10 protein-coding genes are annotated in these 11,981 nt (G+C 49.3%); 1 reads left to right on the top strand and 9 read right to left on the bottom strand.

Annotated elements, in window-relative coordinates; all coding sequences use genetic code 11:
• Positions 1-66 precede the first annotated feature (66 nt).
• Positions 67-960 carry a selenium metabolism-associated LysR family transcriptional regulator gene (locus LG211_RS02515; RefSeq protein WP_227754653.1) on the bottom strand — a complete coding sequence of 298 codons (894 nt, stop codon included), beginning with the start codon at positions 958-960 and terminating at the stop codon, positions 67-69.
• Positions 961-1,312: 352 nt separating this feature from the next.
• Here LG211_RS02515 and LG211_RS02510 point away from each other — a divergent pair, with 352 nt between their 5' ends.
• Positions 1,313-1,738: an acyl-CoA thioesterase family protein gene (locus tag LG211_RS02510; RefSeq protein ID WP_148397746.1), complete on the top strand. Its 426-nt coding sequence runs from the start codon at positions 1,313-1,315 to the stop codon at positions 1,736-1,738.
• Between the two features lie 175 nt (positions 1,739-1,913).
• On the opposite strand, the gene LG211_RS02505 is transcribed toward LG211_RS02510, so the two are convergent.
• The 8 genes from LG211_RS02505 to LG211_RS02470 all read right to left on the bottom strand — a co-directional run bounded on the left by LG211_RS02505 (position 1,914) and on the right by LG211_RS02470 (position 11,924).
• Entirely contained in the window at positions 1,914-3,356 is a 1,443-nt protein-coding gene (locus LG211_RS02505; protein WP_227754654.1) for an MFS transporter, read from the bottom strand.
• Between the two features lie 14 nt (positions 3,357-3,370).
• On the bottom strand, positions 3,371-4,774 hold the full coding sequence (locus LG211_RS02500) for a sigma-54 interaction domain-containing protein (RefSeq protein WP_227754655.1): 1,404 nt from the start codon (positions 4,772-4,774) through the stop codon (positions 3,371-3,373).
• A 117-nt stretch (positions 4,775-4,891) separates the two neighbouring features.
• The gene (locus LG211_RS02495) at positions 4,892-6,097 is read right to left on the bottom strand and encodes a CaiB/BaiF CoA transferase family protein (RefSeq protein ID WP_148397743.1); all 1,206 of its coding nucleotides are present in this window, start codon (positions 6,095-6,097) and stop codon (positions 4,892-4,894) included.
• A complete protein-coding gene (locus LG211_RS02490; protein WP_148397742.1) occupies positions 6,094-7,314 on the bottom strand; it encodes a CaiB/BaiF CoA transferase family protein in 1,221 nt (406 codons plus the stop codon). The genes LG211_RS02495 and LG211_RS02490 overlap by 4 nt, the downstream gene beginning before the upstream one ends.
• 15 nt (positions 7,315-7,329) lie before the next feature.
• A complete protein-coding gene (locus LG211_RS02485) occupies positions 7,330-8,241 on the bottom strand; it encodes an electron transfer flavoprotein subunit alpha/FixB family protein (protein WP_269476949.1) in 912 nt (303 codons plus the stop codon).
• Positions 8,238-9,068: an electron transfer flavoprotein subunit beta/FixA family protein gene (locus LG211_RS02480; protein WP_148397740.1), complete on the bottom strand. Its 831-nt coding sequence runs from the start codon at positions 9,066-9,068 to the stop codon at positions 8,238-8,240. Before LG211_RS02480 ends, LG211_RS02485 begins: the two co-directional genes overlap by 4 nt.
• Before the next feature lie 9 nt (positions 9,069-9,077).
• Positions 9,078-10,226 (bottom strand): acyl-CoA dehydrogenase family protein, encoded by a 1,149-nt coding sequence (locus LG211_RS02475; RefSeq protein WP_148397739.1) that lies wholly within the window; start codon positions 10,224-10,226, stop codon positions 9,078-9,080.
• A gap of 27 nt (positions 10,227-10,253) precedes the next feature.
• A complete protein-coding gene (locus LG211_RS02470) occupies positions 10,254-11,924 on the bottom strand; it encodes an APC family permease (protein ID WP_148397738.1) in 1,671 nt (556 codons plus the stop codon).
• Positions 11,925-11,981 lie beyond the last annotated feature (57 nt).

Genomic DNA, 11,981 nt, shown 5'->3' with positions numbered 1-11,981 from the left:
ATCAAAAATGCGATAGCCCGTCCTCTTTTTTTGTACTGTTTTCTTGTTGCAGTGCCTTCCCTGCCCCTATTTAAATCCATCTTCCACAAAGGATTTAAACAGATTCACTGTAGGTGTACCTGTTATTTTCTTATTATAGGTAAGATAAAACTTTCTTTTTACCCCCAGATTGTCAATCTCTATGACATGGAAGAAGTCTTTGTCTTCTTTTTCCACCGCGCATTTAGAAATGATCGCTGCCCCCATTCCGCTTTTCACGAATCGTTTCAGCATGGCATTGTTATTCACCGTCACCACCACATTGAGCTCGTCCAGTTGTATCCCATCGCGCACCAAGATGGCCTCCAATAATTTTCTTGTGCCTGAGCCCTGTTCTCTGAAAATCAGCGGATAGTCTGCGATCTCAGACACCTTAATCGGCTCTTTGATCAGCCCCTCGTATTGTTTATCTTTTGGGGCGATGACCACCAGTTCGTCTTCAAATAGTGGGATATAGGCCAGACCGTAGCTGCCTTTTACTCCTGTAAAACCGATTTCGGCCTTGTTTTCCAGCATGTTCTCCAGAACCTGTTTGCTGTCGTACTGTTCAATTTGAAATTTAACGTTGGGATAGAGATCGCTGAAGGATTTGATCAGTTTGGGCAAGATGTATTCTGCAGGAAAATTAGACGCATGAATTCGGATTAATCCGTTAATATTTTTTTGAAAACCTTTTATGGAGTAAGTGGCGGTCTCTCTCAGATTGATCATGTTGATGGCATAATCGTAAAACAACTGGCCTTCTGGTGTGGGCCTGGCTTCCCGATGGGTCCGGTCGATCAGCTTGACTCCCATTTCTTTCTCCAGAGCGTTGACGTGCGCGCTTATGGTCGGCTGCTTCACATTGCTAATATAGGCGGCTTTTGAAAAGCTCTTTTGCTTTACGACATTGACGTAAGCTTCGATTTGTCTGAAATCCATGTTTCTCCCCTTTTCCCTTAAAATGGCGGTTTGTGTTTTCATGCTACCACGATTTACCAATTAATTCAATATTGGATTTTCAAAGAATTTTGTATACATAGCAAGATCCGGCGGACCGCGTGTCCATGGATGCGGCCGGCCTGTTTTTCCATTCCCGGCATCATTCCCCCATCGTTGCCATACGGCAACGACGTTGCCGTATGGCAACAAAAACAGGACCGTCACAGCGGCCCATCCTATCTAACCATTGAAATTTCAACAGCTTATTTTTATAAAATGTTGGCACCATATATGCGTATATTATAAGCAGTACACAACGAACCGATAAATGATTAATAAGGAGGACACGATTATGGCAAAAGTAGAAGCTGAAAAAAGGGCTTTATTAAGTGAAGTAAAGAAGGGCAGAGATGTAACGGAATTAAAATTCAGAATGTCGATCAACGGCGAGGATATGCATTATCCGGGAGAAATGATCTCAGGATGCAAATTGATGGAAAAGTGCATTGACTGTGTTACCGAGCTGAGCAATATCCGGGATGACGGGGACGGCGGCCTATTCGTCCACACGGAAGCAAACATTTTAAAGCCGGTTCACATGCTGGACGCCGTAGAAGTGATTGTATGGCTTGTCAAGCACGGCAGCAGATCCAGAATATATGGGTATGAAATGTACAAAACCTCTGAATACGACCAGAAAACCGATCGTTCAGAAGTATTCGACGAACCTGTTTTAGTGGTGAAGGGAGATACAACCTTTGTAGTAGACGAGGCATAGATAGATTTGTTCCCAATGCCAATTGTTCAGACGGCTATCACCCTGCCTCTGAATACCATCGCCCAAGCCCCAGCGCGGGGCTTGGGTTTTTGTGATAATAAACGGGGGCTGCCCACTGAGCTGGCATGCTTTTTGGTTTACCGTAACTTCATTTCCTGAGGACCAGCCCAAGCCTTCATCTCAATCTCTCAAACGCCTCCATATCCACATCTTCTCCTGCCTCCCTGGCCTTGAGCGCGGCCAAAACCTGATCATAAACCGCTCTCGTAACCGGATATTTCACAATCATCAAAATGGATATTCCCATGAAAACAGCCGGCAGGACCGTAAAGGAAAGATGGGTACAGAGCAATGCCGTATCCGCTTGTACCCCCACTTCTCCGTCAAAGCCCGCGGCGCTGAGCATAATGCCTAAAAGCTGCACACCGACGGCGTTTGCCAGAGACTCGGAAAGGGACTGCAGCGAAATCACTAGCCCGGTCCGCTTCTTATTGTAAATCAGTTCGTCCACTTCGGAAACATCATAGATCATCGAGGGAATCAGCTGCCAGTAACAAATATTTCCGATGGAATACAGAAAGGAATACAAGAAAATACCCGCCATGGAATGAATGCCCATAACCCCATATAGCAGCATCATCACGGTACTGATACTCATTCCGTAAAGAAACAGAGATCGTTTATCCCATCGATTGCTTAGTTTTATGATCAGCGGCAAAAAGACCAGGGGCGAGAAGGTAAGGAATGCAAGGACCGCAGTAATTTGTCCCGGTGAGAATTTCATGTTATAGGTTAGGAAATACATTCTGTCCGCGGAGAAAATGGCGTAAGCGATCAGATAAAAGACACTGGCGCCTAGGATGCACAAAACCGTTTTGCTTTTCATGATTTCCCAATAGCTGCCGAGCATGTCTTTGAAAGCCCGAACCAGGGACTTCATACTGGTTCTGGCTTTGTGCGCCGCTTCTTTCCCTGCTGTTTGATAATTCCGCTCAAATTGATCTTTGATGCCGACAGCGGCGATAAAAATGGATGCTCCTGCGCACACGCCGCAGAAAACAGCCGTGATCTGCCAGCTGGCGCCTAAAGAGAAGCCTTGGCTGCCAAGCCAGTCCACGATCAGGTTGGGCAGGATCATGCCAATGGTCACTCCCGCCATGTTGAAGAAATAGACGTATCCCCGCAGCACGGTTCTTTCATTATAGTCCTGAGTCAGCTCAGCGCCCCAGGCCAAATAAGGCACAAAGAAAACAGAAAAAAACGTCCAAAAAATAACCATCATGGCCCCATAGTACAAAATCTTAACGGTCATGCCCATATTAAAATTGGCAAAAAAGAGGCAGGTTATGATTGTCAGCGGGAAGGCCGCGGCCAGAAGAAAGGGTTTCCTTTTCCCATATTTTGTCGCAGTGTTATCGGAAACATAGCCGATGACCGCCCCGGCGATCGTCTCGCATATGGAGCCCAGCGCCACAATGGTTCCCCCGACCGCCGGATCGACGCCCGCCACGGTCGTCAGAAAAAACAGGGCAAAGGTCCCCATAAAGTTATATAATGCCGAGTCTCCGATTCCGGCGATTCCATATAAGATCTTTGTACTGGTTTTTAATTTATCCATAAGCCTTCCGTTACTCAACGTTCATATTCTTTCAGCTTTTTTGATATGGTGGATTTATTGACCTGAAGAGCCCTGGCCGCAGCGCTGATACTGCCGCATTCATCCACGGTTTTCATGATGATCTCCCGCTCATATTCCTTCAGCAGGGCGCCCAGAGATTGATTTCTTGCCCCAGGTCCCATATTGTCGCCGGCGCCGGCATTGTCGTTCAAACACATGCTCACTTGGAATCTGGTGATCTGATCGCCGGAACCGCTGACAGCCATTCGCTCGATGACATTTCTCAGCTCGCGGACGTTTCCCGGCCAATAATAGGCCTCCAATTCCTTGATGGCATCATCGCAGATCACCTTGTTCATCTTATACTGCTCATTAAACATCTTGATAAAATAATTGGCCATGGGAGCGATATCCTCGATCCGCTGCCTCAGCGGCGGAATATGGATCGGCACCACGAACAGCCGGTAATACAAATCGCTTCGGAAAGCGCCCCTCTCCATTTCCTTTTTCAAATTTTTATTGGTAGCGGCGATAAAACGGATATCCACCGGAATGACCTTTTCGCCGCCGATCTTCCGCACTTCCCGCTCCTGAATGACCCGCAGCAGCTTGGACTGCATCTGCAGCGGCAAATCGCCGATTTCATCCAAAAACAAGGTCCCGCCGTTGGCCAATTCAAAGAGGCCGATCTTACCGTTCACATTGGCGCCAGTAAATGTCCCCTTTTCATATCCGAAGAATTCCGACTCGATTAAGGATTCGGGAATCGCCGCGCAGTTAACCTTGATAAAAGGCGCGTCGGCCCTGGCGCTGTTTTTCTGAATCAAATTGGCCATCACTTCTTTACCGGTCCCCGACTCCCCGGTGATAATCACAGTTGCGTCGGTTTTTCCCGTTTTCGCGGCCATGTCTTTAATGCGGATCATGTTAACGTTATAGGTGACCAGTTCCTCGCTGCCATTGTTTTCCGTGTTGTTCTGGCCCAAAAACTTTAAAAGCTCATCTCGGTATTTCCTGGTGATATTCTTCTGATTTTCCAGCAGTCCCTTCAGGCGCATCACCTCTGTGATATCCAGTTCAACGCATACGATCAAATCCAGCTCATCTCCGTCAAAGAGCGGAACGCTGGTAGCCATCGAATGATTGCCTTCCCCCTCTTCCTGCACGATGCTCTCTTCATGGCCGCTTTCGATCGCTTTCAATACGGAGGATTCATATAAAATATATCCTGACTCCAGTAATTCGGTCGTATATCGTCCCAAAATTTCTTCACGGCCCAATCCTCCCGTGCTGATTGAAGAATTATTAACCATAATCACCCTTCCTTCGGCATCGGTAATCCAAATGCCGACCGTCATACAATTAATAAAATCCATCAGCCAATCATAGTTTTCTTTTAGAAACTGAATATATTTCATCTTCATACCTCTTCCGCAAAGACTATTTGTCAGACCATTATATCATATTAAGCAGAGCATTTATTGTTATAATAAATACTCTGCTTGCAGTATATTGCATTCGTTTATATGCACCAATTAATGCTCTTCGGGAACGCTGACGATTTCTTCATCCACGTAGTTTTGAATCTCTTGCTCGCTGTATCCCAGGGAGGTCAAAATATCATAGGTGCTTTCGCCCAGTTTGGGAGACGATTTTTTTACGAAGCAAGGCGTCTTGCTGAACTTGATCGGATGGCCAAAGGCTTTGTATTTGCCGATGTTGGCATCGTCGATTTCAATGACCATCTCCCTGGCCAGCGTCTGGGGATGCTCCATCGTCCTCAGGGGAACCAGAATCGGCGCCGCAGGAATCTTGTATTTTGCCAGCTGATCCAGTACCCATCCCTGTTTTTGATTGTTCATAAAATCAACCATGATTTGGGTAAAAGCGTCAAAATGTTCACATCTCAGATCATTGGTACAGAACCGCTCATCATCGATCAATTCCGCCATTCCCATTGCTTCGCAAAAATCCGGCCACATGGATTCCTCCGTGATGCCCACCGCCACAGAGCCGTCCTCGCATTTGTAAACATCGTAAGGCACGATCTCCCGCGGCTTGGCATTGCCCGACCGGCTGATTTCCTCTCCTGTCAGGCTGTAGGCCAAAACCGCATCCTCTATGGTGGCAAACATGGTATCGAACATGGCCACGTCGATTCTTCTGCCCTTGCCGGTTCGCTTTTTATCGTAACAAGCCAGCGCGATTCCCAGCAGCATGGTCAGGCCGGTATAGCTATCTCCCACCGAAGTTCCGGAACGCATCGGCTCTCCATCGGGATATCCGGTCATTTCCATAAATCCGCACATGCACTCGATCACATTGTCATATGCGGTATTCTTGCGCAAAGGCCCCGTCTGCCCAAAACCGGTGATGGACGCGAATATGATCTCCGGGTTGATTTCCTTTGCCACTTCATATCCGATCCCCAATTTGTCCATGGTGCCGTACTTGAAGTTTTCCAGGACCACGTCTACCTGGGCAAACAATTTTTTGATGATTTCCTTGCCCTCCGGCTCTCCCAAATCCACGGCCAGACACTCCTTATTCCGATTGTAAAGGGCAAAATACCCGCTCTCTCCGTCTTCCGTATAAGGGGTCCAGTACCTGGATTGTTCTCCGTCCACCGCCCGCTCCACTTTAATGACCCGCGCTCCGTTATCGGCTAAATTCAACGCGCAGTAGGGTCCGCTGTACGCCTGTGTAAAATCCAGCACCGTTATTCCGTCAAAAGGTCTCATGATCTGTCCCCTCCTTTGCACATGATGACACCATCTATTTCCATGGTTTCAATTTCGCTGTCCGTATATCCTGCCTGCTGAAGGAATGACTTGGTGTCCTCTCCCAGTAAAGGCGCTGAACCGATATCCGTATCATCGATTCCCGAAAGCTTGATGGGAACTCCCGGCATCTTGACCGCCCCCAGAGTTTTGTCCTCAACCTGGAGCACCATATTTCTGATTTGCAGCTGGTCGTTTTCAAATGCTTCGGGAACGGTGAAGCCCGGCCCGCTGGGGATGTTATACGGCCTGAGCATGTCTTCGATTTCCCACTTTGTCATGGTTTCAAACTTGCTTGCGATCCTCTCTCTCAGTCCGTTTTTGCCGTAGTAATGTTCCCCGCGCAGTTCGTTGGTGGAAAATCTGGGGTCATCCTTTATATCATCAAATCCCATGGCGTCGCAGAATTTTTTCCACTGGGAATTGGTTGATACGGCGGTGGATAAAATCCCGTCCTTGACTTCGAAGGTATCGTAAGGCGCGATGGCTCTCGATCCGTTTCCTTCCCGGTGCTCCGTAACCCCGTCCATGTAAGCTTCGGCGACACAGTCCTCCAGGGCGGTGAACATGCAGTCGGAGGAAGCCACATCGATTTGCTGTCCCTCACCCATCTCCATCCTCGCCATGAGCGCCGCCACGATGGAGAAGGCAAAGAATACGCCGCCGAACTGGTCGGCTATGCGCGAACCGTGGGCAGTCGGGTCTCCGTCGGGTGAACCGGTGGTCTCCATCAGTCCGCAGATGGCTTCCGACGCCAGATCGCATCCGGCCGTATTGCTCAGCGGCCCTGTTTTTCCGAATCCGGTGTGGGACGCATAGATGATATTGGGATTTACGTTACATGCGTCCTGGTAGCCGATCCCGCACGCCTCCATTTCGCCTGCGGGAAATCCGTCGCAGACCACATCGGCTTTTTCAATCAGCCGCAGGATCATTTCCTGCCCCTGTGGCGAGCGGCGGTCGATGCAGATGCTCTTTTTTCCCCGGTTCATATATGCGTGGTAGGCGCTTCCCTTTTCGTTCTTTGGGAAACTGCTCCGCAGCACATCTCCTCCTTTTTTATGATCTTCGATCTTGATTACTTCGGCTCCAAAATCGGCCAGAAGCATGGTCCCATAACTGCCCGTGTGGCCCTGAGTAAAATCAATGATTCTGATTCCATCTAATATTTTCGTCATATGTATTGCTCCTTTCTAGCGCTGCTGCAGCTTTTCCGCCAGGCAGTCGATCATTTCGCCCGCATCCAGCGCAGCTATGTAATCAGAAGCCATGAATACTTCCGCGTCTTTGTCATTGTTGATACTGATGATGATGTCCGCGTCCTTGATGCCGCAAAGATGGTGGGCCGCTCCGGATATGCCAAACCCGATATAGACCTTCGGCCTTACGGTTTTACCGCTGGTTCCGATCATTTGGTATTCATCCGGTCCCCAGCCCATATCGACCACAGGCCTTGTGCAGCCTGCCCCGCCTCCCGTCCTTTGCGCCAGGTCCTCTAGCTTTTTCCAGTTTTCAGCAGAACCGATACCGAATCCGCCGCAGAAGATGAGCCTGGCTTTTTCAATGGAGCTTTGCTGGTTGTGAATTTCTTTTATATCTGTAATGCGTACAGAACAGCGGTCCTCAGGAACGCACGTGCAAAGGATATCCCGGTACGCAGCCGTATCCTTTTCCGTATAGGGAAATACGCCCGGTTTTACCGTTGCAATGGCAGGACGGCTGCCCGGTATGAAAATCTCCCCTATGACCTTGCCGCTGAAAGCCGGTACCATATATGCGATCCGGCCCTGCCCATTGATGACGATATTCGCACAGTGAGCCGCTACGCCAGTGTTCAGCCGGATACCCAGAGAAGGCGCCGCTTCCTCGCCCAAAGGCGTGGCTGGGATGACAAGCAGATCGGGCTTTTCTTCCTTTATAACCGGTTCTATGGACAAAACCGCCTGCTGCGGGTTCTCGCAGGGGCAGCAGAGTCTTATGAATTCCACCGTTTCCCCCAAAAGCAGCTTTTGCAGGTGGGCCATGTTCTGCCAGAAGGCCGGATGTGGCTGATCCGCTGGACCCTGATCGTATACCATTACTTTTTTAATATCGCTTTTTTTCATTCCAACACACCCGCCTTTTTCATGATTTTTACAATCTCTTCGGCTGCTTTATCTGCTTCGCTTCCCAAGCTGACAGCGGCCCTCCTCAGATCGGGAGTAATCAGCTCGCCCGGCTGAGTGGGCGAGCCTGTCAAACCAATCTTTTTTTCATCTAAGCAAAGATCGTCATTGTTCCATATGGTCAGCGGCTTTTTCTTCGCTTTAATAATGCCCATGGCATTGATCAGCCTCGGCCGGTTGATCTCCGAACTGACTGCGATCACACACGGTCCGTCAATCTGAAAAACGGCTTCGCCCTGATCGATTTTTTTCCATGCCCGCAGGTTCTTTGCGGTTTCATCTTGCAGCTCCAGTTTGCTGACCTTACATAAATGGGGCAGATTGAGCCACTCCGCGGTTTGCGCCGGAACATGGGCGGTAGCCCCGTCAGCGCTTTCGTTGCCTGCCAGCACCAGATCAAAGGCAAAGTCTTTTTCCGGGTCCATTTCCAGGGAAATCTTTTTGATCGCTTGTGCCAGCACATAGGATGTGGCGTATGTATCCGCGCCTCCAAAGGCTTTGTCCGATACCAGATAGGCGCAGTCGGCGCCCATTGCCAGAGCTTCCATTAATTTGTCCTTGCTGAATTGGGGCGCCATGGTGAGAACCGCCACCTTGCCGCCTAGAGAGTCCCGCAGAGTGATGGCTTCCTCCAGGGCATGTTTGTCCGATGGATTGATGACCGTGGGGATCCCTTCTCTCACAAGCCGTTTGGTTTTTTCGTCAAGTTTTAATTGCCCGTACTTTTCCGGATCTGGCACCGGTTTTATGCAAACTAAAATATTCATGTGATTCTCCTAGAATTTCTTTAAGGTGTCTCCCGCAATGATGATTTTCTGAATTTCACTTGTTCCGCCTGAGGAAATGCAGGCCATGGCGTCTCTCAAATATCTTCCTGCTGCATATTCGTTGACAACGCCGTATCCGCCCATGAGCTCGATGGTTCTTCTGGCTGCCTCCGCTGCTTTATCGGTGGCAAAATATTTGGCCATGCCAAATTCAATGGTTGCCGGTTTTCCTTCATCCTTTACCGCCGCCGCTCTGTAGAGCATCAATCTGGCAGCTTCGTAGGCCACTCTGTTTTCGGCAACATGGAACTGGATTGCCTGCAGCTTGGCGATGGGCTTGCCGTAAACGATCCGCTCATTGGCAAATTTTACACCGTCTTCCAGACAAGCTCTTAATAAACCAACTGCAATGGCTGTCATGCTGGCTCTTCCCACTTCTCCGATTTCTTTCATGGCAATGGGCGTTCCCTTGCCCACATCTCCAATGAGGTTTCCTTCCGGCACTTTCACGTTGTTCATAATCAGCTCGCCGGTCACCGACCCCCGGAGGCCCAATTTGTTTTCATGTCTGCCCGGCGCAAAGCCTTCCGTGCCCTTATCAATGGCAATGGCAGAAAAGGTGGCCCGGCCTCTGTCATCTTCCCCGGTCTTACAGGTAATGACGGTTGTATCGGCAATGTGAGAGTTGGTTATGAAGCATTTTCTTCCGTTTACCACCCACTGGCCATCCGCCAGCTGGGCCGTGGTTTTCTGCCCGGCCACGTCCGATCCGCCTCCCGGCTCCGTTACCGCAAGCCCGCAGATCTTTGTGCCTGCGCACATCTCCGGAAGATAAGCTTGTTTCTGATCCTCCGTGCCAAAGTCGAGGATTGCCGCCATTCCCAGCTGATGGGTAAAGACCATCATCGCCAGGCCCGCTGAGTATCTGGCGATCTCTTCCAGAGCCATTACCCGCTCAGTGTGGCCCAGGCCGACTCCGCCGTAGGCTTCGGGAACGAAGACCCCCAGGATCCCCATTTCACCCATCTTGGGCATCAGTTCCACTGGTGTGTAATCTTCTTCATCCCACTTGGCCGCATTGGGTGCCACTTCTTCCTTAACAAATTCTACAAATGCCGTTCTCAACAGGTTTTGTTCTTCTGTAAATTCAAATTTCATGTTACTCCTCCTTTATTCGTCAACAAGTTAGCTGCTTATCTTTGCATCCTTATCCAGCTTTTGGGGGTTGCTCCTGGGATCGATCTTGGCAGCTACGATTTCCAGCACGACCGTCGCAGCCAGATACAGGATGGATAACCACTTCATGGTCGTGTAAATCCAGTGGATAATCTCCTCGCCTGTGCTTCCCATAAACTTCAAGTAGCCATAAGTGTCCAGGTAGTAGGACTCCCAGTCAACCTCGTAAAAGCCGAACCACCACATGGATCCGATCAGGCCGATAACTCCGAAGATTGCCAGGATGATTGCGATTCTATGCAGGTCGCCTACTGCCAGCTTGGTCCTTGGGTTTATCGGATATTTTACCGGATCGATCTTATAAAGCCCTCCATACATCCGTTTCCAGATCACATATAAGATGGGGGACGACATTAATCCGACCATTCCTCCCAGGAAGTAATCCGCACCGTTTAAGAACAGCGCCGCTACTGCGATGAGGATTCCCGGAGCCACTAAAATCTTTACAAAGGTGTCTCCGCCCGGAATGCGGAAGGGTCTTGGCATATCCGGCTCTGTCCGTCTCAGTCTTGCTGTTGAGATGAATACCAGCACATAGTCGACCATCAATAAGGTTACGTCGATGGTTACCAGCACGGAAAAGTCAAAATTGCACAGACAAAAGGCAACGACGGATAAGGAAAGAACGCCAATGTACGGGATCCGTCTATTCTTGCTCAGCTTCATTAAAGCTTTTGGAGCCAGGTTATCAACGGCCATTCCAAAGAATCCTCTTGATACGGAAATGATCTGGGTGTTGAAAATCGCAAGGTTTGAGAAAACTGCAGCGATTACGAAAACCGGAAGCCCCCAAGATCCTGCCAGCGCGAGAACGTGGCCGAAGGAAATTCCGCCTTCAAAGGTCCAATCCTGCCAGTGTCCCACAGAAGCAAGCCCTGCGATGGTAGGCAGTATATAGGATAATGCGATAATCGGCATTACGATCATCAGCCCTCTTGGAATAACGCTCTTGTCTTTACATTCTGTGGACAGTGTTGACATGGAAGTGTAACCGGAATACATCCACATGCCGGTGGCAAGGCAGGCGCCGATGGAACCTACCAGCGAATAGTCGTCACTGTTGTAAAGCGGCTCAACAGGGTTATAGTTCCAGTTGCAGAACCCGATTACCGTCACAGCGGCGAAAACGATGAATATGATTACTGAAAAAATCGTGCTGATCATACCCACTTCTTTGATACCCAATAGATTGATTACGGTAAATACGGCAATAAGTGCTGTCATTAAGATAAACTTGCCTGTATCGGTCATGCTGGGGATCAGCATTTGGGTATAGGATCCGGCAAGCACGATGTAGAGGGTATTATCCACATAGCAGGATAAGGTTCTGCACCAGCAGCCCTGGAATCCCCAGAATTCTCCCAGACCTCTCTGGATCCATTTGTAAAATCCGCCGACATCGGTAATGGCCGAACCAAGCTCCGCCGAACAAAGAGCCTGCGGCGCTGCCCATATAAACGGCAGTACACATAATACGATAATCGTAATTCCCGGGCCTGCGTCCGGTATCATTTCTTCGATACCAAAAGCACCGGCGGCTACCAAACAGTACATCATCATAACAGCTGCGCGCAGGGTTACGGGATGTTCTTTTAGCCCGCCTGTTTGTTGATTACTCATAATTACTACTCCTTTCGTTTAAGAAACTGTACTATATCCACCATTCCATTCCGGCGC

The sequence above is a fragment of the Hominibacterium faecale genome (assembly GCF_020734085.1).
Lineage (GTDB): Bacteria > Bacillota > Clostridia > Peptostreptococcales > Anaerovoracaceae > Hominibacterium > Hominibacterium faecale.
Note: the sequence above shows the minus strand (reverse complement) of the source record. Positions and strands in the feature narration are given on the sequence as shown.